This is a genomic window from Nocardioides ganghwensis, from assembly GCF_014779655.1.
Taxonomy (GTDB): Bacteria; Actinomycetota; Actinomycetes; order Propionibacteriales; family Nocardioidaceae; genus Nocardioides; species Nocardioides ganghwensis.
In genome coordinates, this window is record NZ_JACXYX010000001.1 from 166,932 (window position 1) to 190,510 (window position 23,579).

Annotated in this window: 20 protein-coding genes; 12 read left to right on the forward strand and 8 right to left on the reverse strand. The window is 73.3% G+C overall.

Annotation, left to right across the window (positions count from 1 at the left end):
* The first annotated feature begins 94 nt into the window (after nt 1-94).
* The 4 genes from hrpA to IEZ24_RS00820 all read left to right on the forward strand — a co-directional run bounded on the left by hrpA (nt 95) and on the right by IEZ24_RS00820 (nt 6,603).
* On the forward strand, nt 95-3,937 hold the full coding sequence (gene hrpA / locus IEZ24_RS00805) for an ATP-dependent RNA helicase HrpA (protein ID WP_129455207.1): 3,843 nt from the start codon (nt 95-97) through the stop codon (nt 3,935-3,937).
* Between the two features lie 9 nt (nt 3,938-3,946).
* Nucleotides 3,947-4,543: a hypothetical protein gene (locus IEZ24_RS00810; protein WP_129455206.1), complete on the forward strand. Its 597-nt coding sequence runs from the start codon at nt 3,947-3,949 to the stop codon at nt 4,541-4,543.
* 173 nt (nt 4,544-4,716) lie between these two features.
* Complete coding sequence (locus IEZ24_RS00815; protein WP_129455205.1) at nt 4,717-5,190, forward strand: type II toxin-antitoxin system PemK/MazF family toxin; 474 nt, start codon at nt 4,717-4,719, stop codon at nt 5,188-5,190.
* Between the two features lie 9 nt (nt 5,191-5,199).
* Nucleotides 5,200-6,603 carry an extracellular solute-binding protein gene (locus tag IEZ24_RS00820; protein WP_129455204.1) on the forward strand — a complete coding sequence of 468 codons (1,404 nt, stop codon included), beginning with the start codon at nt 5,200-5,202 and terminating at the stop codon, nt 6,601-6,603.
* A gap of 225 nt (nt 6,604-6,828) precedes the next feature.
* Here the strand turns inward: IEZ24_RS00820 and IEZ24_RS00825 are convergent, their stop codons facing one another.
* The gene (locus IEZ24_RS00825) at nt 6,829-8,130 is read right to left on the reverse strand and encodes an HRDC domain-containing protein (protein ID WP_129455203.1); all 1,302 of its coding nucleotides are present in this window, start codon (nt 8,128-8,130) and stop codon (nt 6,829-6,831) included.
* Nucleotides 8,131-8,134: 4 nt separating this feature from the next.
* On the reverse strand, nt 8,135-8,755 hold the full coding sequence (locus IEZ24_RS00830) for a DUF3000 domain-containing protein (protein ID WP_129455202.1): 621 nt from the start codon (nt 8,753-8,755) through the stop codon (nt 8,135-8,137).
* A gap of 71 nt (nt 8,756-8,826) precedes the next feature.
* Here IEZ24_RS00830 and hemE point away from each other — a divergent pair, with 71 nt between their 5' ends.
* A complete protein-coding gene (hemE, locus tag IEZ24_RS00835) occupies nt 8,827-9,873 on the forward strand; it encodes a uroporphyrinogen decarboxylase (protein WP_191192791.1) in 1,047 nt (348 codons plus the stop codon).
* A gap of 13 nt (nt 9,874-9,886) precedes the next feature.
* On the opposite strand, the gene IEZ24_RS00840 is transcribed toward hemE, so the two are convergent.
* Both IEZ24_RS00840 and IEZ24_RS00845 read right to left on the reverse strand, forming a co-directional pair.
* A complete protein-coding gene (locus tag IEZ24_RS00840) occupies nt 9,887-10,819 on the reverse strand; it encodes a DUF4349 domain-containing protein (RefSeq protein ID WP_129455200.1) in 933 nt (310 codons plus the stop codon).
* A 58-nt stretch (nt 10,820-10,877) separates the two neighbouring features.
* On the reverse strand, nt 10,878-11,858 hold the full coding sequence (locus IEZ24_RS00845) for an NYN domain-containing protein (protein WP_191192792.1): 981 nt from the start codon (nt 11,856-11,858) through the stop codon (nt 10,878-10,880).
* A 55-nt stretch (nt 11,859-11,913) separates the two neighbouring features.
* Here IEZ24_RS00845 and hemG point away from each other — a divergent pair, with 55 nt between their 5' ends.
* The 3 genes from hemG to IEZ24_RS00860 are packed head-to-tail and all read left to right on the forward strand — an operon-like array spanning nt 11,914 to nt 14,874.
* Complete coding sequence (gene hemG / locus IEZ24_RS00850) at nt 11,914-13,263, forward strand: protoporphyrinogen oxidase (protein WP_242498569.1); 1,350 nt, start codon at nt 11,914-11,916, stop codon at nt 13,261-13,263.
* A 4-nt stretch (nt 13,264-13,267) separates the two neighbouring features.
* A complete protein-coding gene (hemQ, locus tag IEZ24_RS00855) occupies nt 13,268-13,990 on the forward strand; it encodes a hydrogen peroxide-dependent heme synthase (protein ID WP_129456378.1) in 723 nt (240 codons plus the stop codon).
* Nucleotides 13,991-14,028: 38 nt separating this feature from the next.
* Nucleotides 14,029-14,874, forward strand: a complete 846-nt coding sequence (locus IEZ24_RS00860) for a hypothetical protein (protein ID WP_129456377.1) — start codon at nt 14,029-14,031, stop codon at nt 14,872-14,874.
* On the opposite strand, the gene msrB is transcribed toward IEZ24_RS00860, so the two are convergent.
* Complete coding sequence (gene msrB / locus IEZ24_RS00865) at nt 14,875-15,273, reverse strand: peptide-methionine (R)-S-oxide reductase MsrB (protein ID WP_129456376.1); 399 nt, start codon at nt 15,271-15,273, stop codon at nt 14,875-14,877. It lies immediately after the preceding gene.
* 82 nt (nt 15,274-15,355) lie between these two features.
* Here msrB and IEZ24_RS00870 point away from each other — a divergent pair, with 82 nt between their 5' ends.
* From IEZ24_RS00870 to IEZ24_RS00880, 3 genes are read left to right on the forward strand one after another with little or no spacing between them, the layout of a single operon-like run.
* Nucleotides 15,356-16,240 carry a hypothetical protein gene (locus tag IEZ24_RS00870; RefSeq protein ID WP_165356167.1) on the forward strand — a complete coding sequence of 295 codons (885 nt, stop codon included), beginning with the start codon at nt 15,356-15,358 and terminating at the stop codon, nt 16,238-16,240.
* Between the two features lie 33 nt (nt 16,241-16,273).
* A complete protein-coding gene (locus IEZ24_RS00875) occupies nt 16,274-17,359 on the forward strand; it encodes a DNA polymerase domain-containing protein (protein WP_129456373.1) in 1,086 nt (361 codons plus the stop codon).
* Nucleotides 17,356-17,883 carry a mycothiol transferase gene (locus IEZ24_RS00880; protein WP_129456372.1) on the forward strand — a complete coding sequence of 176 codons (528 nt, stop codon included), beginning with the start codon at nt 17,356-17,358 and terminating at the stop codon, nt 17,881-17,883. Before IEZ24_RS00875 ends, IEZ24_RS00880 begins: the two co-directional genes overlap by 4 nt.
* A gap of 19 nt (nt 17,884-17,902) precedes the next feature.
* On the opposite strand, the gene IEZ24_RS00885 is transcribed toward IEZ24_RS00880, so the two are convergent.
* Nucleotides 17,903-20,671, reverse strand: coding sequence for a stealth conserved region 3 domain-containing protein (locus IEZ24_RS00885; RefSeq protein ID WP_165356166.1), 2,769 nt, complete (start codon nt 20,669-20,671; stop codon nt 17,903-17,905).
* A gap of 76 nt (nt 20,672-20,747) precedes the next feature.
* Here IEZ24_RS00885 and IEZ24_RS00890 point away from each other — a divergent pair, with 76 nt between their 5' ends.
* Nucleotides 20,748-21,833, forward strand: a complete 1,086-nt coding sequence (locus IEZ24_RS00890; RefSeq protein ID WP_129456370.1) for a sulfotransferase family protein — start codon at nt 20,748-20,750, stop codon at nt 21,831-21,833.
* 11 nt (nt 21,834-21,844) lie between these two features.
* Here IEZ24_RS00890 and IEZ24_RS00895 read toward each other — a convergent pair whose 3' ends face one another.
* Both IEZ24_RS00895 and IEZ24_RS00900 read right to left on the reverse strand, forming a co-directional pair.
* On the reverse strand, nt 21,845-22,432 hold the full coding sequence (locus IEZ24_RS00895) for a hypothetical protein (RefSeq protein WP_129456369.1): 588 nt from the start codon (nt 22,430-22,432) through the stop codon (nt 21,845-21,847).
* On the reverse strand, nt 22,429-23,550 hold the full coding sequence (locus IEZ24_RS00900) for an ATP-dependent DNA ligase (protein ID WP_129456368.1): 1,122 nt from the start codon (nt 23,548-23,550) through the stop codon (nt 22,429-22,431). The genes IEZ24_RS00895 and IEZ24_RS00900 overlap by 4 nt, the downstream gene beginning before the upstream one ends.
* Between the last annotated feature and the right edge of the window lie 29 nt (nt 23,551-23,579).

Here is a 23,579-nt window from a genome sequence, read left to right on the forward strand (position 1 = left end):
TGCGGCCCCCGATCCGCGGATGTGGGGGCCACACCCGCCGCACGTGCGTCCGTGGTGCCGGTCCGGGGAAACCCGGTTGCCGCCGTGGGCGAGAATGGCGCCCGTTGTGAAGATCACCTACCCGCCCGAGCTCCCGGTCTCCGCTCGCCGCGACGACATCGCCGCGGCCATCCGCGACCACCAGGTCGTCATCGTCGCCGGCGAGACCGGCTCGGGGAAGACGACGCAGCTGCCCAAGATCTGCCTCGAGCTGGGGCGCGGCGCGGGTGCCGCGGGCGGGGGCAGGCTGATCGGCCACACCCAGCCCCGCCGGATCGCCGCGCGCTCGGTGGCCGAGCGGATCGCGGAGGAGCTCGGCACCGAGCTCGGCGACGTCGTGGGCTACCAGGTCCGGTTCACCGACCGCACGTCGCGCGCCAGCCGGGTCAAGCTGATGACCGACGGCATCCTGCTCGCCGAGCTCCAGCGCGACCGCGACCTGCGCAAGTACGACACGCTCATCATCGACGAGGCCCACGAGCGCAGCCTCAACATCGACTTCCTGCTCGGCTACCTCAAGCGGCTCCTGCCGCGGCGCCCCGACCTCAAGGTCATCATCACGAGTGCCACCATCGACGTGGACCGCTTCGCCGAGCACTTCCGTGCGCCGGTGGTCGAGGTGTCGGGGCGTACGTACCCGGTCGAGGTCCGCTACCGCCCCCTGCTGGAGCTGCCGGAGGACGACGAGGACGGCGAGCCGGTCCAGCGCGACCAGACCGAGGCGATCCTCGACGCCGTGCGCGAGCTGTCGGCCGAGGGCCCCGGAGACGTGCTCGTCTTCCTCCCCGGCGAGCGCGAGATCCGTGACACCGCTGATGCGTTCGACGCCCTGCTGGGCTCGTCGGGGCGGGGCGACCGCCTCGAGATCGTGCCGCTCTACTCCCGCCTCAGCGCCGCCGACCAGCACAAGGTGTTCTCCAGCCACCCCTCCACGGTGCGCCGCGTCGTGCTCGCCACCAACGTCGCCGAGACCTCGCTGACCGTGCCCGGGATCCGCTACGTCGTCGACACCGGCGTCGCCCGGATCAGCCGCTACTCCGTACGCACCAAGGTGCAGCGGCTGCCGATCGAGCCGATCAGCCAGGCGTCGGCCAACCAGCGCTCCGGCCGCTGCGGGCGCGTCTCCGAGGGAATCGCGATCCGGCTGTACTCGGAGGAGGACTTCGAGGCGCGCCCGGAGTTCACGGACCCCGAGATCCTGCGCACCAACCTCGCCAGCGTCATCCTCCAGATGGCCTCGCTGCGCCTCGGCGACATCGCCCGCTTCCCCTTCGTCGAGCCGCCCGACCGCCGCAACGTCAAGGCCGGCACCGACCTCCTCGAGGAGCTCGGCGCGGTGACCGCGGCGGGCGACCGGCCGGGCGTACGCCTCACTGCGGTCGGCAAGCGCCTGGCCCGCCTCCCGATCGACCCGCGGCTGGGCCGGATGATCCTCGAGGCGGAGCGGCTCGGCTGCCTCCGGGACGTCCTCGTCATCGCCGCGGCGCTGTCCATCCAGGACCCGCGCGAGCGACCGGAGGAGCAGCGCGCCCAGGCCGACCAGCTGCACGCGCGCTTCAAGCACGAGTCGAGCGACTTCCTCACCTGGCTCAACCTGTGGCGCCACCTCAAGCAGCAGCAGCGCGAGCTCTCCTCGAGCGCCTTCCGGCGGATGTGCCGGCGCGAGCACCTCAACTACCTGCGCATCCGCGAGTGGCAGGACTACGAGTCCCAGCTGCGCCAGGTGTGCAAGGAGATGGGTCTCGACCTGGGCAAGGGTCGTGGCGAGGGGAGCGAGGGCGGGGCGGCGTACGACGAGGACGGCATCCACCAGGCGCTGCTGTCCGGGCTGCTCAGCCACGTCGGCGCGCTCGAGGAGCGAGAGAAGGCCAGGCCGGGGGAGCGGCGCCCGATGCGCGAGTACCTCGGCGCGCGCAACGCCCGCTTCGCGGTCTTCCCCGGCAGCGTGCTGAAGGGCCGCAACCCGGACTTCCTGATGAGCGCCGAGCTCGTCGAGACCTCGCGTCTCTGGGCGCGGCAGAACGCCGCGATCAAGCCGGAGTGGGCCGAGCGGCTGGGCGCCCACCTGGTCAAGCGGACCTACTCCGAGCCCCACTGGTCGCGCAAGCGCGCCGCAGTCATGGCGCGCGAGCGGGTCACGCTGTACGGCGTGCCGCTGGTGGCCGACCGCCTCGTGTCCTACGGAAAGGTCGACCCGCCGCTCGCCCGAGAGCTCTTCATCCGCCACGCGCTCGTGCAGCGCGAGTGGGACTCCCGGCACCGCTTCCTCGCCGAGAACGCCCGCCTCCTCGAGGAGGCCGAGGAGCTCGAGCACCGCGCGCGGCGCCGCGACATCGTCGTCGACGAGGAAACCCTCTTCGAGTTCTACGACGCCCGCGTCGGCGACGACGTGGTCAGCGGCCAGCACTTCGACCAGTGGTGGAAGCGGGCCCGCCAGAAGCGCCCCGACCTGCTCACCTTCGACCCCGAGATGCTCACCCACGGCACCGCCGACGAGGTGCGCGCGCACGACTTCCCGACCCAGTGGCTCTCCGGTGGGCACGACGGTGACGCGGGACTGACCTTCCCGATCAGCTACCACTTCGAGCCCGGGGCCGCCGACGACGGCCTCACCATCGACGTGCCGGTCGCGACCCTCAACCGCGTCGACGCCGACGACTTCTCGTGGCTCGTGCCCGGGCTGCGCGAGGAGCTGGTCACCGAGCTGATCCGCTCGCTGCCCAAGCACCTGCGCGTCGCGATGGTGCCGGCGCCCAACACCGCACGCGAGTTCCTCGACGCGACCCCGCCCGGCGCCGAGCCGCTGCTCGACGCGCTCGAGCGCTTCGCCCGCAGCACCCGGAGCCTGGTGATCGACCGCGACGCCTGGGACTGGTCCAAGGTGCCCGCACACCTGCGCCCGACCTACCGCGTGGTGACCGAGGAGGGGGGCGAGGCCGGCCGGGGCAAGGACCTCGACGCCCTCAAGGAGCCGCTCCGGCCGACCTTCGAGCAGGCGATGGCCGACGTCGCCGCCGACTCCGGCGTCACCGCCAGCGGGCAGACGTCGTGGACCTTCGGCACGGTCGAGGAGTCCTTCGTGCAGCGCCGCGCCGGGCACGAGGTGCGCGGCTTCCCCGCGCTCGTCGACGAGGGCGCCACGGTCGGGCTGCAGGTGCTCGCCACGGCCGACGAGGCGGCCGCCCACCACCGCCTCGGCGTACGCCGTCTGGTGCTGCTCGGGCTCGGACCCGCGCAGCCGGTGGACGACGTGCTCGCCGCCGCCGGGCTCGACCAGCGGGCCAAGCTCGCGCTCGTCGGGTCCCCGTACGCCTCGGTCGGGGACCTGCTCGACGACGTCCGGGCGGGCATCGTCGGCGAGGTCGTCGACGCACGCCCGGACGTGCGGGACGAGGCGGCGTACGACGCGCTGGTCGCCGCGGCTCGCGAGGCCGTCGCCGCGGGGACGAGCGCCGCCGTGCACGACGTGATGCGGGTGCTCGAGGCCTGGCGCACCACCGACAAGGCGATCTCGGGGAGGGCCGACCTGATGACCCTGCCGGCGCTCACCGACATGCGCGCGCAGGTGGGCCGGCTGATGGCCCCGGGGTTCGTCGGGGAGGCGGGCGTCACGCGGCTGCGCGACTACCCCCGCTACCTGCAGGCGGTGGCCTACCGCCGTGAGCGCCTCGACCAGCAGGTCGCCCGCGACCGCCAGCTGATGGACCAGCTCTCCGGGCTGCAGGAGGCATGGCTGCACGCGGTCGCCGCGCTGCCCGACGGCCAGCCGGTGCCGCAGCACCTGCGCGAGGCACGCTGGATGCTGGAGGAGTACCGCGTCTCGCTCTTCGCGCAGCCGCTCGGCACCCGGGAGAAGGTCAGCGACCAGCGCATCCGCAAGGTGATGGGCCGGTCCTAGGCTGGAGCCATGACCGGTCGCTCGCACCACCGTCCGATGACGCCCGGCGGCGGCTTCTTCGCCGAGATCGCCGGCGGAGCCGATCCCGCTCAGGTCCGCGAGGCCGGCGACCTGGCCGCGACGGTGCTCGTGCGTGGCGCCCGCACCTCCGACGACCCGCAGGTGGCCGAGCGGATCGTCCACCTCGCGGAGACCGAGGGCCTCGAGACCCTCGCGGAGGTGTGGTCGGGCGCGCCTGCCGACACGCTCGCCGGCAGCCTGTGGCGGCTGTTCCTGCTGCGCTCGTGGGTGCACGCCGCCCCGGAGGAGGTCGCGGAGGAGTACGACGCGGGCCAGCGCCGCGTCGATGTCGCCCGCGTGGTCGCGGGGGTCGCCGACCCGCCGGGGCCCGACGAGCTGCGCCGGATGGTCGACGACGTGCTGCGCGGCATCGCGCGGGGCGACTTCGCCGTGACGCTCTTCCGGGCGGCCGCCTTCGCGCGGATCGTCGCCGCAGGTCGCGCCGCGCTCGGCAGCGCCTCGCACGAGGAGATCAGCCGCGTGCTCGTCCTCTCGGAGCAGCTGGAGGCGGCCGGACACGGCGAAATCGCCAACACCCTGGCCTGAGTGTTTAAAATGGTCCTCGAGTGCGTCGGACCGTGGCAGCCCCGGGTCCCACAATTAGCCGCTACGAGCGGCCACGCGCCGTGAGGCGCTCCCGGTCCGGCGCGCTCACTCACGTCCGGCTCAGGTCCGGATGATGGCCGGTTGCTGTCCGGGCCCACCTCTAGGCTCGTGGGATGACGATCGCCAAGCGCATCCGCGCGTTCCTCTCCGGTGGCGCAGCAGGCTCGCCCGCCCGCACCCCCGCCGGCACGTCCGCCCCGCAGTCGGCGTACGCGCCCGAGCTCGACGGCGAGCCCGACCCCGGCGAGGTCGTCTGGGCCTGGGTCCCCTACGAGGACGACCCGAGCCAGGGCAAGGACCGCCCGGTGCTGGTGCTCGACACCGCTGGGGGCGGGGAGGGTGACGGCTGGACCGGGCTGATGCTCAGCAGCCAGGACCACGACCGCGATGCCGAGGACGAGGCGCGGTTCGGCCGCTACTGGATGGACGTCGGCACCGGCGGCTGGGACTCGCAGGGGCGACCGAGCGAGGTGCGGCTCGACCGGCTCATCCACCTCGAGCGCGACGGCGTACGACGTGAGGGGGCCGCGCTGGACGAGACGATCTTCACTGCCGTGGTGGAAGCCCGTCGTGGCCTGCCCCGCTAGGGTTTCGCCGTGTCTCGCCACTTCTTCCGCCGCAGCGCCCTGGCCGCCTCGGCCCTCGCGCTCGCGCTGACGACGGCCGCCTGCACGGGCGACGCGGAGCCCGAGCAGGACCCGACGCCGACGCCGAGCGCGTCCGGCAAGCCGACCGAGAAGCCGCGCAAGGTCACCTTCGGCGCCTACGGCAGCGAGGAGGAGGTCGCGGCCTTCCAGAGCGTCGTCGACTCGTTCAACGCGTCCTCCACCACCCGCCAGGTCACCCTGCAGTCGTGGCCCGACCACGAGTCCGCCCTCGCCGACGTCCTGGCCGGCAACGCCCCGGACGCCTTCCTCACCTCGCGGATCGACCTCGACCAGCTGGTGGAGGCCGAGGCCCTCCGGCCGGTCAGCCTGCTGCTCGACGAGCGTGGCGTCGACTTCGGCGACCGCTTCTCCCGCGACGCTGTCGACGCCTTCGCGATGGACGACGAGCTGCAGTGCATGGCCTACTCGGTGTCCCCGATGGTCGTCTACTACAACACCGACCTCGTCGACTTCGACAAGATGGAGCGCCGCGAGCTCGACGTCCCCACCGCCAACGACGAGGGCGTGCGCGAGCGCTGGACCCTTGCCGAGTTCGGCGCCGCCGCGGAGTTCGCGTCGCGCCGCGGCGACCGCCGCGGCGTCTGGATCGACCCGACCCTGCAGGGCCTCGCGCCGTTCATCTACTCCGGCGGCGGGCAGGTCTTCGACGACGACGAGGCGCCCACGTCCCTCGCCTTCAGCGACGACTCGACCCGCGAGGCGCTCAACGAGACGCTCGCCATCCTGCGCAACGCCGCGCTGACGCCGACCAACGCCCAGCTCGCGAGGGCCACGCCCGTCCAGCTGTTCAAGCGGGGCGAGCTCGCGATGGTGGCCGGCTTCCGCAACCTCGTGCCGGAGCTGCGCGAGGCCGAGGACCTCGACTTCGACGTCCTGCCGATGCCCGTCATCGAGGACCGCGCCACGGTCGGCGACATCAGTGGGCTCTGCCTGTCCGCGGACTCCGAGGTGACCGGCGACGCCGCCGACTTCATCGCGTACGCCGTGTCCGACGCCGCCATCGCCACCGTCGCCTCCACGGGCTACATCGTGCCGGCCAACACCTCCGTCGCCGCGTCCGACGAGTTCCTCGCCCCCGACCAGGAGCCCGCCAACGCCGCGGCGTTCAACGCGAGCATCCGCTACATGGTCGTGCCGCCCTTCATCGACCAGCGAGACGAGCTGGTCGAGGCCGTGACACCGCTGCTGGAGCGCCTGGTCACCGCGCCCGGTGTCCTCGACCTCGAGGAGACCACCGAGCAGATCGACCAGGCGTCACGAACGATCCTCTCGCCCGAGGACGAGGAGACCGAGTCGCCGACCGAGGAGCCGAGCGAGTCGCCCTCGGAGTAGGGCTGTCGCTCGACGGGCCGCGCCAGCCCCCGCTGCGTCATACGAACCGAGGGTCATGGGTGCGGATCGGTATGACGCCGCCGCGCCAGCCCCCGCTGCGTCATACGAACCGAGGGTCATGGGTGCGGATCGGTATGACGCCGCCGCGCCAGCCCCCGCTGCGTCATACGAACCGAGGGTCATGGCCGCGGATCGGTATGACGCTGCCCCGCCCGGCGCCGGCGGCTACTCGCGCTCGGCCCCGAGGATGGCGCCGACCAGGGCGCCGGTGACCAGCTCGGCCTGCCAGGGCCGCGCGCCGTACGAGGCGAGCTGGGCGCGTACGGCCTCCGCGAGCTCGGCCGGCTCGCGGGTCGCCGGGGGCGCCCACATCAGGCGCCGCAGGAAGTCGGGGGTGAGCAGGTTCTCGACCGGCAGCTGGTGCTCCTCGGCGAGGTTGAGCATCGACTCGCGGGCGGACTTGAAGCGCCGGTCGGCGACGGGCTCGCGGTCGGCCCACGTGCGCGGGTGCGGGGGGCCGTCGCCGCGCGGGGCGCGGGTGGGCAGCTCGTCCTCGTCCATCTCGCGCACCCGCTGGAGGGCCTCGACCCACGTCGAGGCGTAGCGGCTGGCCCCGCGACCGTGGAAGCCCTGGGTGGACAGCAGGGCGCGGCGGTCGGTGGGCATCACGGTGGCCGCGACGACGATCGCGGAGTCGGGCAGGATCCGGCCCGGCGTGACGTCACGCTCGGCGGCGATGGCGTCGCGTGCCTCCCACATCGCCTTCGCGGCGCCGAGCGCGCGGCGCCCGCGCAGCCGGTGCACGCCCGACGTACGCCGCCACGCGTCGACGCGCACGGCCGGCTCGAAGCCCAGCAGGTGGTCGAACTCCTGGCGCGCCCACTCGGCCTTCCCGGCCTTCTCGAGCTCGGTGACCATGTGCTCGCGCAGCTCGAGGAGGACCTCGACGTCGAGCGCGGCGTACTCGAGCCACGACTCCGGCAGCGGCCGGGTCGACCAGTCGGCGGCGGAGTGCTCCTTGCGCATCCGCTGCCCCAGGACGGTCTCGACCAGGGTGGCGAGGCCGACGCGGGGGTAGCCGAGGAGGCGCCCGGCGAGCTCGGTGTCGAAGAGGCTGGTCGGGGTGAGGCCGACGTCGCGCAGGCACGGCAGGTCCTGGGTGGCGGCGTGCAGGATCCACTCGGAGCCGTCGAGGGCCTCCTGCAGCGGGGCGAGCGTGGTCATCTCGATGGGGTCGACCAGCCAGGTGCCGGCCCCCTCGCGGCGCAGCTGGATCAGGTAGGCGCGGTTGGAGTAGCGGTAGCCCGAGGCGCGCTCGGCGTCGATCGCCACCGGTCCGCTGGCGGCGGCGAGGGCCTCGCACGCCTCGAGGAGCCCGGCGTCGGTGTCGACGACCTCGGGGAGCCCGTCGCGCAGCTCGAGCAGGGGAGCGGGTGCGGCCTCGGGCTCGGTCGCGTCGAGGTCGGTGGTCTCGCGCCCAGTGCCGGGATCGGCCTCTGTGCGTGAGGTGTCCGGGGTGTCGGGCATCGGTTCAGGTGCCGCGCTGTCCACGACGGCTCGGGATCGCGGTGACGCCCTCCGGCACCGGGGGGAGGCCGACGGCCGTGCACATCAGCTCGCCCCACGCCTCGACGTGGGCGGTCATGTCGAGCGCGCCGGCGTCGTCGACGTCGGGGGTCCACGAGGCGCGGATCTCGACCTGGGCGGTGCCGGACTCGTCGGCCATCTGGCCGAAGCTCTCGGTGGTGACCCGGGTGACGGTGCCGGACGCGGCGTGGAAGCCGGCGCCATGGGCCTCCAGCGCCTCGGTCAGCCACGACCAGCCGACGGCCGCCAGCATCGGGTCGGCACCGAGCTCGGGGTCGATGTCGGCGCGGGCGTACGCCACGCAGCGGAAGGTGCCGTCCCACGCGTCGTTGCCGGCGGGGTCGTGGAGCAGGATCAGCCGGCCGGTGCCGAGGTCCTCGTCGTCGACGGTGACGTCGCCGCTCAGCGCGGACGACCAGGGTGCGATGCGCTGCGGCGCGGGCATCTCCTCGCAGAGGACCTCCGGGCGCAGCGTCGCCCGACGCATCGACTCCACAGCCGCGCGGAACTCCGCGGGCCCAGCCGCGGCAGCATTGCCGGGGTGGGTCTCGTGACGGGCCACCATGGGCTCAGAGTAGGCCAGCGCCCCACCTCGCCGATGTGCCGCCACGCCGCCTGACCTGCGAAGATTCGGGCGTGACCCACGCCGTACGCACGCCCCACCCCGGACTCGCCGCGAGCCCCTTCCTCGCTGCGGCGCGCGGCGAGCGGCCCTCGCACACGCCGGTCTGGTTCATGCGGCAGGCGGGGCGCTCCCTCCCGGAGTACCTCAAGGTGCGCGAGGGCATCGGGATGCTCGAGTCCTGCATGGACGCCGACCTCGTCACCGAGATCACCCTCCAGCCGGTGCGCCGCTACGGCGTCGACGCGGCGATCTTCTTCTCCGACATCGTGCTGCCGCTCAAGGCGGTGGGCGTCGACCTCGACATCAAGCCGGGCGTCGGGCCCGTCGTCGCCTCACCCGTACGCACCCTCGCGGACGTCGAGGCGATCCCGGACCTCACGCCCGAGCACGTCCCCTACATCTCCCGGGCCGTGCGCCAGCTCGTCGCCGAGCTGGGCGCCACGCCCCTCATCGGCTTCGCCGGCGCCCCGTTCACCGTCGCGTCCTACCTCGTCGAGGGTGGCCCGTCCAAGGAGCACGCGAGGACCAAGGCGATGATGTTCGGCGCCCCCGACGTGTGGGACGCGCTGATGCGCAAGATCGCCGGCATCGCGGCGACCTACCTCCGCATCCAGGTCGAGGCCGGTGCCTCGGCCGTCCAGCTCTTCGACTCGTGGGCGGGCGCGCTGACGCCGGCCGACTACCGCGCCTCGGTGATGCCTCACTCCGAGCGGGTCCTCGCCGCCGCCGGTGAGCTCGGCGTGCCGCGGATCCACTTCGGCGTCGGGACGACCAACCTCCTCGGCCTGATGGGGGAGGCCGGCGCCGACGTGGTCGGAGTCGACTGGCGCACGCCGCTGGAGCAGGCGATCCCGCTGGTGGGCGACCGGGCCGTGCAGGGCAACCTCGACCCGACCCTGGTCTTCGCACCCACCGACGTGATGACCGCGCGCGCGGCCGAGATCATCGACGCGGGCCGCGCGGCCAAGGGGCACATCTTCAACCTCGGCCACGGCGTCATCCCGTCGACCGACCCCGACCAGCTCGCGGCGCTGACCGAGTTCGTGCACGCGTACTGATCGCTGCTGACGGCTACGCCGCGGGCGGCTGGGCCGGTGCCGTCGCCCGGCGGCGGCGTACGACCAGCCACACCGGCAGCCCGAGCAGCAGGGCCACCGCCGCGAACGGCAGCAGCGCCCCCAGCACGGTCGTGAGCACCGTGACCAGGGCCCGGAGCGCCTCGGTCCCGCCCTCGAGACCGGCGAGGAAGCCGGCGGGCTCGTCCTCCGGCTCGTCCTCGACGACCTCGTGGCGCGAGATGTCGACCGTGATGGTGGAGAGGGAGGTCTGGTCCGCCAGCCACGACTGCTGCGACTTCAGCGAGTCGAGCTCGGCCTGGCGGCTGGTGAGCTGCGACTCGATCCAGATGATGTCCTTGAGGTCCCGGGCGTCGGCGAGCAGCATCTCGACCCGCCTGAGGCTCGCCTCCTGCGCCCGGACGCGCACGCCGGTGTCGATGACCTCGGTGGTCACGTCGTCGGAGCCGCGGTCGGACGACCTCAGCATCCCCACCTGCTCGAGGGCCGACATGGTCTCGCCGAACTCGGCGCTGGGGACCCGTACGACCAGCCGGACGTAGGCGGTGTCACCGTCGGAGTCGGTCTCGGACGTCTCGTCGGTGACCTCGCCGCCCTTCGCGTCGACGACACGTTGCACCTCGCGCCGCGTGGCACGCACGTCCTCGCCCGCGAGCGAGATGGTGCCGCTCGAGATCACCGAGCGCTCCATCTGCGGCGTGGTCGGCCCGTCCGCGCCCGCCCGGTCGGAGGCCGACCCGTCGGTGCCGCCGCCCGCCTCGGAGCCGGCGCCCGAGCCCGAGCCCGAGTCCGAGCTCCTGGAGGCCGGCGCGGACTCCCCGGAGGCCGCGTCACTGCCGCCGTCGGAGCTGGAGCAGGCGGCCAGCGCGGCCGTCGTGGTGAGCGCGATGAGGAGTCCCGCGGCACGGGAGGCGGTGGAGGTCGTCATGGCCGTCGGACGCCGACTGCGCGGGCGCCGGTTCCGGCCGTGATGCAACTGTGATGCGTCAGGACTTCTTGGCGGACTGCTTCCTCGCCGACCGGGTGGTGGTGGTGACCTTCGGCGCCGTGTCCTTGGTCGTGTCCTTGGTCGGGGCCTTGGTCGGGGCCTTGGTCGGGGCCTTGGTCGGGGCCTTGGTCGGGGCCTTGGTCGGGGCCTTGGTCGGGGCCTTGGTCGGGGCCTTGGTCGGGGCCTTGGTCGTGTCCTTGGTCGGGGCCGCCTTCTTCTTCGACGCCGCCTTGGCGGCGGCGTGGCCCTTGACCCGTACGCGCATCGGGCCGTCGGCGGCCGTCTCGAGGTAGGGCTGGTCCGCGAGGAGGCCCTGCAGCCCCCGGTGGCCGTAGTTGCGCGGGTCCAGCGACGGGTGGGTCCGGCTCAGGTGGCTGCCGACCGCGCCCGGTGTCGCCCAGCCCTCGTCGTCCGCGACGGCGTTGACGGCCTTGGTGATCGCGCTCTGGAGGTTGAGCTCGGGCGCCGGGCCGGGATCCTGGACCGGCTCCCGCTCGTCGTCCTCCGCGCCCGGCTGGTCCGGCTCGGACTCCACCTCGCCGAGCAGCTCGAGGCGGATGAACTTGTCGCACGCGTTCTGCAGCGACGCCGGGGTCTTCGCGCCGCCGAGGCCGTAGACGACCTTGCCCGACTCGCGCAGTCGCAGTGCCAGGCTGGTGAAGTCGCTGTCGCTGGTGACCAGCGCGAACGCCTCGACGTTGCCGTCGTAGAGCAGGTCCATCGCGTCGATGATGAGGGCGGAGTCGGTGGAGTTCTTGCCCCGGGTGAACGCCCCCTGGTGCATGCCGCGGATCGCACGGAGGTTGAGCTCGGTGCTCCAGCCGCCCAGCCGCGGCGAGGACCAGTCGCCGTACGCCCGCTTGATCGTCGGGTTGCCGTACTTCGCGATCTCGTCGAGCAACGCCTCGGCGTAGCGGTGCGAGGTGTTGTCGGCGTCGATCAGCACGGCGATCCGGGCGGGGCTCACGTTGGGGTCCACACCCGCAGCCTAGGGTGCGCCGGTGGTCCGCGACCTCCTCTGGCAGGGTGGTGGCGTGAAGCGTGACGCAGTGGTCGTGGGCGGCGGGATCGCCGGTCTGGTCGCGGCCCGGGGTCTCGCCGCGTCAGGTCGCGACGTGCTGCTGCTCGAGGGGTCGCCCCAGGTCGGTGGCAAGCTGCGCAGCGCCGAGGTCGCTGGGCTGACCGTCGACGTCGGTGCCGAGGCGATGCTCGCGCGTCGCCCCGAGGGGCTGGCGCTCGCCACCGAGATCGGGGCCGAGGTGGTCCACCCGACCGCCGCCACGTCGGCCGTCTGGTCGCGTGGCGCGCTGCGCGCGATGCCGCGCTCGCTGATGGGCGTGCCCTTCGACCTCGACCAGCTCGCGGCCAGCGGGGTGCTCAGCCCCGAGGGCCTGGCGCGCGTCGCGGCCGAGACCGACACCCCCGTCGGCGGCGACGTCTCGGTCGGCGACCTGGTGGCCGCGCGGCTCGGCGACGAGCTCGTCGACCGCCTGGTGGAGCCGCTGCTCGGAGGCGTGTACGCCGGGCACGCCCGCCGCATCTCGGCCGCGGCGGCCGTGCCGCAGCTGCTCGCCATGGCGCGGCGCGGGAGCCTGCTCGAGCAGGCCGCAGCCGTCCCGGCGTCGACCGCGCCCGTCTTCGCCGCCCTTCCCGGCGGCATGGGACGCCTGCCCGGACTCGTCGTCGACGGCGGTGGCTTCGAGGTGCGGACGTCGGCGACCGTACGTGCCCTGCGGCGTACGACCGGCGGGTGGGCGCTGACGATCGGTCCGACCACCCACCCCGAGACCGTCGAGGCCGACACGGTCGTGCTGGCCACGCCCGCCTCGCCCGCCGCGCGGCTGCTGGGGGAGGTGGTCCCCGACGCGGCCGCCGAGCTGGCGACGGTCGAGGCCGCGAGCGTCGCCGTCGTGACGCTCGCCTTCCGCGCGCAGGACCTCCCCGACACGCTCCTCGACCGGTCCGGCTTCCTGGTGCCGCCGGTCGAGCAGCGCACCATCAAGGCCTCGACCTTCTCCTTCGCCAAGTGGGCGTGGGTGCGCGACCTCGATCCCGACGTCGTCGTGCTGCGCACCTCGCTGGGCCGCCACCGCGAGGAGACCACGCTGCAGGCCGCCGACGACGGCCTGGTCCGCGTCTCGCTCGCCGACCTCGCCGCGATGGCCGGCATCACGGCCCGGCCGCTCGACACCCACGTGCAGCGCTGGGGCGGCGGTCTGCCGCAGTACGCCGTCGGCCACCTCGACCGCGTCGCCCGGATCCGCGCCGCGGTCGCGGCACGGCCGGGGCTCGCGGTCTGCGGGGCGGCGTACGACGGGGTCGGCATCCCCGCGGTGATCGGGTCGGCCCGGCACGCGGTGGCCTCGGTCACACGGGCAGAATGAAGCCATGACCGAGACGGACCAGACGCAGGAGAAGACCAACGCCGCCCGCACGCGGGAGCTCAACGACACCATCCGCTACACGATGTGGTCGGTCTTCAAGCTGCGCGACGTCATCGGCGACGCCGACCGGGCCGCGGAGGCCACCGACGTCGAGGCGCTCTTCGAGGTGCTCGCCGAGCAGGACGTCAAGGTCCGCGGGCTCTACGACGTCAGCGGCCTGCGCGCCGACGCCGACCTCATGGTGTGGTGGCACGCCGCCGACTCCCAGCAGCTCCAGGGCGCCTACAACGCGTTCCGTCGCACGTCGTTCGGCCGCCGCCTCGAGCCGGTGTGGTCGCAGATGGCGCTGCACCGCCCGGCGGAGTTCAACAAGTCGCACATCCCGGCCTTCCTCGCCGACGAGGAGCCGCGCGCGCACGTGTGCGTCTACCCGTTCGTGCGGTCCTACGAGTGGTACCTCCTCGACGACGCCGAGCGCCGCCGGATGCTCGCCCAGCACGGCCAGCAGGCCCGCGGCTACGCCGACGTACGCGCCAACACGGTCGCGTCGTTCGCCCTCGGCGACTACGAGTGGCTGCTCGCCTTCGAGGCCGACGAGCTGCACCGCATCGTCGACCTGATGCGCGACCTGCGCGCCTCCGACGCGCGCCGGCACGTGCGCGAGGAGGTGCCGTTCTACACCGGCGCCCGCGTCACCCCGGCCGAGCTGCTCGACCGCCTGCCCTGACGCGGGAACGGCCCGGCACGCAGTAGCGTCGGAGCATCATGAGGATCTTCGCTGCCGCCGCCGTGCTGACCGTCCTGGGCGCCGCCACCGCCTGCTCCACCGAGGCCGAGATGAAGGCCGTGGACCCCTCGGGGGCCGGTGACCCGGCCGCTGCCGCTCCGTCCGGCGAGGCGCCGACACCCGTGCCGGACGGCGCGGTCCGTACGCAGGGGCTGGTGATGGTGCTCGACGACGGCGACGGTCCCGAGATGTGCCTCGGCGGGGTCGCCGAGTCCTACCCGCCCCAGTGCGGCGGGCCCGCGCTCGCCGACTTCGCCTGGGGCGACGTCGGGTTCGAGGAGGCGTCGGGCGTGCGGTGGGGCCAGTACGCCCTGACCGGCACCTTCGACGGCACCACGTTCACCGTCACCGACGCGATCCCGGCCGCGCTCTACGACGTGATGGCCGAGCCGGAGCCGGACCCGCTGGAGGCCGCCTGCGACGACGCCACCACCACCGACACCTCCAGGGCGACCCCGGAGGACATGGACGCCACGCTGGCCGCGGCGTCCGCGCTGCCGACGTACGCCACCGCGTGGCTGACCGGCAACACGATCAACGTCGCCGTCACCGAGGACGCCGCGGGCGCCGAGGCGGAGCTGCGCAGGACGTGGGGCGGAATGCTCTGCGTGACCACGGTCGAGCGGACCGAGGCCGACCTCGACGAGGTCAACCAGGACCTGCAGGCGGCGCTCGGCGACCAGCTGCTGACGAGCGGGTCCTTCACCCCCGACTCCCTCGACGCGCAGGTCGTCTTCGACGACGGCTCGATCCAGGAGTGGGCCGACGCGACCTACGGAGACGGGCTGGTGACGATCAGCTCGGCGCTGGAGCCGACCGCCTGATCACTTCTTCTCGTTGAGCGTGATGCTGATCGAGTTGATGCAGTAGCGGTCGCCGGTCGGCGTGCCGAAGCCGTCGGGGAAGACGTGGCCGAGGTGCGAGCCGCACTTCGCGCAGCGGACCTCGACGCGCTTCATGCCGTGTGAGTTGTCCTCGATGTACTCCACGGTGTCGGTCATCGGCTGGTAGAAGCTCGGCCAGCCGCAGCCGGAGTGGAACTTGGTGTCGCTGGTGAACAGCTCCGACCCGCAGGCCTTGCACGAGTAGGTGCCCTCGGTCTCGGTGTCGGTGTACTCGCCGGTGAAGGCGCGCTCGGTGCCGGCCTGCCGGAGCACGGCGTACTCCTCGGGGGTCAGCTCCTCGCGCCACTGCTCGTCGGTCTTCTGCACGTCATAGGCCATGGCGCCAGTTTACGGAGGCACCGAAGATCACGATCCGGCGACGCCGCTCGCCAACGCGGTCGGCCTGCGCCACCGTGTCCCCATGAGGGGGACGTGGCCGCTGGCGGTCGTGGGGCTCGTGCTCGTGGCGGGCTGCGGCGAGCGGTCGTCGGATCCGGCGGCGGGGGCGGGAGCCCAGGCGTACGCCGGCCCGGTCGTGCTGCCGACGGCCGTGCCGGCCGCGAGCGGGCGCGTGGTCTCGAGCCGGACGGTGACGGTCACCGACGACGGCTCGGGAGCCCGTCTGTGCTTCAGCGACGTCACCTGGGGAGGGGGGCTCCCCACGCCCCTGGTGTGTGACGACGCGGCCGTGGCGGGGTGGGACTGGGACCGCTTCGGAGGCGAGCTCACCGAGGAGCAGGGTGTCCGGATGGGCACCTACCGTCTCGTCGGCACGTTCGACGGCTCGACCTTCACCGTCGAGGAGGCGACCCAGCCGGAGCCGGAGCCCCACGTCTTCGACTTCGAGATCCCGTGCCCGGCTCCCGAGGGCGGGTGGCAGGTGACGGACAGCTCGCGGGTCACCCGGGACGACCTCCACCGGGCGACGTCCGTGGCGCAGGGCCTCGACGACTTCGCGACCGTCGCGGTCAGCACCCCGGACGGCGAGCCCGGGCCGCGCGACCCCGCCGCCACGGTGGTCTCGGTCTACGTCGCGGGCGACCCGGCGGTGGCGGAGGCGGCGGTCCGTGAGGCGTGGAGCGGGATGCTCTGCGTGGTCCGGGTGGAGCGCACCGAGAAGGAGCTGCTCGCCCTCCAGCAGGCGACGCTCGACCTGCCCGGGTTCGTCGAGAGCGGCGCCGGGAGCCCGAGCAACCAGCTCGAGCTCACGGTGTTCCACGACGACGGCCGCATCCAGCAGTGGGTGGACGACCGGCACGGCGAGGGCGCGGTGGCCGTCGAGTCGGTCCTGCTGCCCGTGGGCTGACCCGGCGCACGCGTCGCGGGCTAGGGTCGGGCCATGGCGAAGGCGTCGGAGGAGTACGTCCGGGCGGGGGAGCGCGAGGTCAGGATCTCCTCACCGGAGAGGGTGATCTACGAGGCGACCGACCGCACACCGGCGGTCACCAAGCTCATGGTCGCGGAGTACTTCACGAGCGTCGAGGAGGGCCTGATGCGGGCCCTGCGGGACCGCCCGACGGCGCTCGAGCGGTGGACGTCCGGCGTACGGCCCGGCATGAAGCTGGCGACCGGACCGCAGGACCGCAACGCCGACGCGTTCTACCAGAAGCGCGTGCCGAAGGGTGCTCCCGACTACCTCGAGTCGGTGCAGATCACCTTCCCGTCGGGGCGGACGGCCGACGAGATCTGCCCCACCGAGATCGCGGTGCCGGTGTGGTGCGCGCAGATGGGCACCCTCACCTTCCACCCCTGGCCGGTGCGGCGCACGGACGTCGACCACCCCGACGAGCTGCGGATCGACCTCGACCCGCAGCCGGGCACGACCTTCGCCGACGCCGTACGGGTGGCCGGGGTGGCGCGCGAGCTGCTGGCGGACCTCGGCATGACCGGCTTCGCCAAGACGTCGGGCAACCGGGGCATCCACGTCTACGTCCGGATCGAGCCGCGGTGGGACTTCGGCGAGGTGCGGCACGCCGCGATCGCCTTCGGTCGTGAGCTGGAGAAGCGCGACGACGGCGTGACGACGGCGTGGTGGAAGGAGGAGCGCGGGGAGCGGATCTTCGTCGACTTCAACCAGAACACCCGCGACCGGACGATCGCCTCGGCCTACTCGCTGCGCCCGATCGCCGGCGCGCCCGTGTCGACCCCGCTCGCGTGGGACGAGCTCGCCGACCTCACGAACCCCCACGACCTCAACCTGTTCTCGGTGCCGTCGCGGCTCGCCGTCGACGGCGACCCGTGGGCCACGATCGACGACGTGCACCACTCGCTCCAGCCGCTGCTCGACCTGTGGGAGGAGCACCCCGTCGAGCTCAACTACCCGCCCGACCACCCCAAGATGCCCGGCGAGCCGCCGCGGGTGCAGCCGTCCAAGAAGGTCGAGTCGCACTGGGACGCCGAGGGCAACCGGATCGAGGGCACGTGAGCGAGGACCAGCGCGTCGCCCGCAACACCGGCGAGCCGCCGACGTCCGGAGGGGCCGGCGCGCAGCGCTGGGCCGACTACCTCGACTGGGTGCGCGGCGACCTCGCAGCCACGGTGCTGTCGCTGCCGTACGCCGACCAGCGCACGTCGCGACTGCCCTCGGGGTGGACGCCGCTGGAGCTGCTCGCCCATGTGCTGCCCATGGAGCAGCGCTGGTTCGTCTGGGGGTTCCTCGGCGAACCGGTCGCCGAGCCGTGGGGCGACTGGGCCGACGGCGACCCAGGACCCGCGTCGCGGTGGCACGTGACCGACGGCGTGACCGCCGAGTCCCTGGCGACCCGGCTCGAGGGCGTCGCCGCCCGGACCCGGGGCGTCCTCCGCGACCACCCCCTGGACGCGACCGCTGCGACAGGCGGCCGCTTCGCCGAGGACCCGCCCACGCTGGAGTGGATCTGCTTCCACGTCCTGGCCGAGTACGCCCGGCACGCCGGGCACCTCGACGTCGTGGCAGAGCTCGCCGACTGAGGCACTGCTGAGCGGTGGCTCACGCACCGCCCGGTGCGAGCTCCCAGGGAGCGGCGATCGGGAAGTACTGCTCCAGGAAGTCGTGCAGCAGCCCGTCGGCGCGCTCCTCGTCGAAGGCCGCGAGCAGGTTGTCGGCGATGCAGAAGAAGTCCCGGTCGCGCTTGAGCATCTGCCGCAGCTGGACGGGCAGCTGCTGGTGGCCGAGGTCGACGTAGCCGTGGTGGGCGCGGGCCCTGAACGCCTGCCCGGTGACCAGCCCGTAGCTCTGCGCGAACGACGAGAGCATCGACAGGTCGGTCTCCGAGCGGAACGGCGCGTGGGTGGTGCGGGAGACCTCGTCGGGGAAGCGGGCCGAGATCTCCTCGAGGGTCGTACGCCGCTGCGGGTGCGGGCTGTGCATCATCGTGTGGGTCAGCGTGACCCCGAACGCGTCGGCCAGCAGACGGCGGTTGTTCTGCGCGGCGGAGAGGTAGGGGCGGTCGTCGGTGCCGGGCAGGCCGACGGCACGGTGGTCGGCGACGAAGGCGGCGTACTGCCCGCCGGGCGCGAAGAAGTGCTCCTTGCGTCGCGGCCGGCCGAGGAAGACGTCGTCGTTGACGTAGACGAAGTGGTCGGCGAGGTCGGGCACGGCGTGCAGCCGGGTCTCGATCGCGTGCGAGCTGAAGGTCGGCAGCGCGGAGCCCGGGAGGATCTCGCGGTGGTCCACGACGCGTACGCGGTCGTGCGAGGTGTCGAGCCAGTCCGGCACCTGCCCGGCGGTGACGAGGTGGATGCGACGCACCCACGGGGCGAACAGGTGGATGCTCCGCATCGAGTAGCGCAGCTCGTCGCGGCTGCGGTAGCGCGAGGCGCCGCTCGCGCGGGCGCTCGGGGTGCCGCCGAGCCCGGTGATCCGCTCGTCGCGCGCGGCCAGCCACGCCTCGTCGTCGCCGTCGACCCACGTGTAGACGACGTCGACGTCGAAGCGGCAGTCGTCGATCGTCGGCAGGGCCATCAGCTCGAGCGTGGGCACCTCGACGCCCTCGACCGTGGTCGTGGTGCGGGGCGTGCCGACCGGGACGCGGTCGCCCCAACGGTTGGGTCCCGGTGCGAGCAGGTCACCGTCGGGGGACTCCTCCCAGAACTGCACACCCACCTCGACGCCCTCGCCGAGGACGCCGTCGTGGCCGCCCCGCATCGGCCACGGCTCGAGGAAGAGCGAGGCGGTGCGCGTGCGGGCGAGCTCCCCGGTCATCACCGCCACCGTGCCGCGCCGCTCGGGCCAGCCGCGCTCGGCCGGGTCGCGCACGGACAGCCAGTCGGGCACGGCACCCGAGGCCAGCGCGGCCAGGAAGTCGCCGCGGCGTGACGACGGCACGACGACCAGCGGGTGCGGGTCGAGGCCCCGGGCGGGCACGACGAACCAGCCCTCGCCCGTCGCGGCCGCCGCGGTGGTCAGGGCGGTGAGGGAGGCCGTACGCGCCTGGGCGGGCGTGACGCCACGGGCGCCGTCGGTCTCGGGCAGGTCGCCGAGCGGCCCCGGGCGCAGGCCGTGCAGCACGCGGCGCGGGGCGAGCGGGTCGGCACGGCGGGCGATCGCCGTACGGAAGGTGTCGACCCACTGGCGGGCGAGGAGCTGCCCGTCCCACCGCTCCGACCGGTCGAGCGCGGCGGCGCCGAGGCGGGCGCGGAGGTCGTCGTCCGTGGCGATCCGCAGCATCGCGGCGGCCAGCGCGGCCTTGGACCCCGGCGGGACGAGCAGCCCGTCGACGTCGTGGGTGATGATCTCGCGCGGACCGGACGGGCAGTCGTAGGACACCGGCGGCACGCCGGCCGACATCGCCTCCTGAAGGACCAGGGGATAGCCCTCGCCGCGCGAGGCGAGCACGGCGACGCTGGCGCGCGCCCACTCGGCGGCCAGGTCGTCGGTCGAGCCGGGGAGGCGTACGCGGTCCTCGAGCCCGAGCTTGCGCACCTGCGCGGCCAGGTTGTCGGCGCGCGGTCCGTCGCCCCAGACGGTCAGGGTCCAGCCGGGCACCTGCTCGTGGATGCGCCAGAAGGCGTCGACGACGTGCTCGAACTGCTTCTCCGGCGCGAGCCGGCCGGCCGTCACGAACGCCCGCTGGTCCAGCGGCGATCGCTCCTGCGCGTGGGCGGGCAGCGGGTTGGGGATCACCTGGAGCTCGGGTGCCGCGCCGCCGAGCCGGCCCGCGAGCCACCGCGACATCGACTCGGTCAGGGACACGACGACGTCGGCGCGGGGCGCGAACTGGAGCAGCGCACCGAGATCGTTGACCCGGCTCGAGGAGGCGCGGTGCTCCTGGTGCACCAGCGCGACGTCGGCGGGGGCGAGCTGGGCGACGACGGCGAGCAGCTCGGGGGTGGTGGTGACGAGGACGTCGGCCTCGATCGCACCGAGCGCCTCGCGCATCGTGGCGTCGGTCAGCCCGTTGTAGAGCGCGTCCCAGCTGCGCGGCACGATCAGCGACTCGCGCTCGGCCAGCTCGGGTGCGTGGCCGCCGCGGACGGCGGCGGGGCGCTCGTCGCGCACGTCGACGAGGTAGGTGACCTCCAACCCGTCGGCCAGCCGGTAGTGGGTCGAGGCGCCGCTGCGCGTGACGCTGAGGATGCGGACCCGGTGCCCCTCGCCCAGGGAGAGCAGCGCGTTGGCCTGCTCGATGCCTGAGCGGGCGGTGCCGCCCATGCCGTCGGCGTTGAACAGGACGAAGACGATGTCGAGCGGGCCGTCGCGGCGTACGCGGCGTACGGCCGAGCGCACCTTCCCACCGAGCCTGTCGGTCAGTGCCACGTGGTCCTCAGTCCTCTCCCGGGGAAGCGTCGGCACGATCCTAGGGGGCGGCGGTCCGGCCGATAGGGTGAGCCGCATGCCGACGTCCTCCACCCCGCTGGTCCTGGTGTCCGGCTCCGGCCGCAGCGGCACCAGCTCCCTCGCCGGCACCCTGAAGCGCCTCGGCCTCCACGTGCCGCAGCCCGAGGTCGAGGCGTCGGAGACCAACCCGCGCGGGTTCTACGAGCCGCAGTGGGTCATCGACTTCCACAAGCGGCACCTCAAGGAGCTCGCGCTCTTCAACATCGACAGCCGGCCCGCGGCGGTCGACATCGTCTCGCGCTACGTCGAGTCGGGAGTGCCGACCGCCGAGCTCCACGAGTGGCTCTCGGGCCAGCTCGACGAGCAGCAGGTCCGCGGGTCGCAGATCGTGGTCAAGGACCCGCACGCGTTCTGGTTCGCCCAGGTGTGGGAGGTCGTCAGCGCCGAGCTGGGGGCCGACCTGCGCTGGCTGACCGCGCTGCGCCACCCGGCCGAGGTCGTCGGCTCGCGCGACATCGCCTACCTCTCGAGCCAGTCCGACGACCTGCGGCTGACCAAGGAGACCTCCAACGTCGCCGGCTGGGTGCACGCCGCGCTGCTCACCGAGAAGGCCGGTCGTGGCTCCAGGCGGTCGTTCGTGCGCTACGTCGACCTGCTGGCCGACTGGCGTACGGCCCTGGTGCCCGTCCAGCAGCAGCTCGAGCTGGAGCTCAACACCGATCTCGCGTCGTCCGCACACCACTCCGTCGACGACTTCATCGAGCCGTCGATGCGCAAGTCGCAGCTCACCTGGGACGACGTCCGCACCCCCGACTGGCTGCGCGACATGGCCGAGGAGGTCTGGCAGCTGCTCGGCACCCTGACCACCGCCCCGCACGACCCCGGCACGCTGTCGGCGCTCGACCGCATCCACGCCGACTACAACGCCCGCTACGCCGACGCCGTCGCGCTCACCTTCGACCACACCAAGGCCGAGTCGACCCTCGCCGCCCGCGAGGCGCGCGACGCCCAGCGCGCCACGGTGCAGCAGCTGCGCCGCGACCTCGCGCAGGTCCGGGCCGCCAAGGAGCCCGCCGTGGGCGGTCGCGAGGCGGCCGCGATCCTGCGGCGCGCGGTCGTACGCCGGGTCACCCGCCGCTAGCTGGAGTCGGCTCAGAGGCCGCTGACGCCCTCGCCGGAGCCGGAGGCCTGCTCGTCGAAGTTCTCGTGCTCGATCAGGTGGAGGACAGGTACGCCGAGCTTGCGGCGCGCGCGGGAGGTCCAGTCGACGTGGAAGAACTCGGCGACCACGTGCGGGCGGGTCAGGATGATCGCCTCGCGAGCGTCGACCGCGGTCACGAGCGCGGCGAGTGCGTCGACGGGCGGCTCGGAGGTGACCTTGCCGTGCGCGGTGCCGCCGGCCGCGGCGATGGCCTTGAGCGTCCGCTGGAGGTCGGAGGAGGAGTTCTCCTCGCACTCGCGGCGCAGCGCGTCGATGTCGACGTCGTTCATGGCCAGGGCGGGAGCGGCCATCAGGTCGCCGGCGCCGAGCGTGCCGAGCGAGGCCTCGATGCGGGCGGCAGCGTCCTCGAGGGGCAGCAGGACGTGGTAGACGACCTTGTCCTCGATCTCGCTGTGCAGCGAACGGACCTGCTCGGCGTCGGCGGGCGTCAGGGCCTGCTCGACGAGGAGCACCACGTCGTAGGTGCCCTGCCCGTCGTGGATCGACTCGTCAGGGCTGCTGGGGGTGTTCTCGGTCATGACGCGCCTCCGGGTTCGGTGCTGAGGATTCTAGTGAGGTCGTAGCCCGCCGGCTCGTCGAGCTGGGCGTAGCCGCAGGACTCCGGGTCGCGGTCGGTGCGCCACCTCTTGAAGTGCGCAGTGTGCCGGAACCGCCGACCTTCCATGTGGTCGTACTTCACCTCCAGCACCCGCTCGGGGCGCAGCGCGGTGAACCCGAGGTCCTTGCCCGCGCTCCACCGGCTCTGGGTCCCGGGGACGCGGTCGGGGTTGGCGGTGAGGAACTCGTTCCACCGGCCCCACGGGTGGTCGGCGATGTCGCAGACCAGCGGCTGCAGCTCCTGCCACAGCTCGGCCCGCCGCTTGGCGGTGAAGCTGGCCGAGACGCCGATGTGCTGGAGCTCGCCCGCCTCGTCGTACAGGCCGAGCAGCAGCGAGCCGATCAGCGGCTCGTCCGGCGTCGACGTCTTGTGCTCGCGGTAGCCGGCGAGGACGACGTCGGCGGTGCGCTCGTGCTTGATCTTGAGCATGGTGCGCTTGTTGGGCTCGTACGCCGCCCCCAGCGGCTTGGCCACGACCCCGTCGAGGCCCGCGCCCTCGAACTCCTCGAACCAGCGCTCGGCCTCGGCCGCGTCCTCGGTGGTGCGCGTCAGGAAGCAGGGGCCCGTGCCGTCGAGGTGGCCGAGGGCCTCGACGAGCGCGGCGCGGCGCTCGGAGAAGGGCCGACCGAGGTAGGACTCGTCGCCGAGGGCCAGCAGGTCGAAGGCCACGAAGCCGGCCGGGGTCTCGACGGCCAGCTTGTCGACGCGGCTGGCGGCGGGATGGATGCGCTCCTGCAGCGTCTCGAACTCCAGGCGCCAGCCGTCGGGCCCCTGGAGGCCGACGAAGATCTCGCCGTCGAGCACGACCCGGTCGGGGAGCTGGGCGCGGCACGCCTCGACGACCTCGGGGAAGTAGCGGGTCAGCGGCTTGGTGTTGCGGCTGGCGAGCTCGACCTCGTCACCGTCCTTGAAGACCAGGCAGCGGAAGCCGTCCCACTTGGGCTCGAAGCTCAGCCCGCCGTGCTTCGCCGGGTCGGGCACCCCGCTGACGCTCTTGGCCAGCATCGGCTGCACGGGCGGCATCACGGGGAGGTCCACGTCATCGAGCCTAGTGCGGATGAACCCGA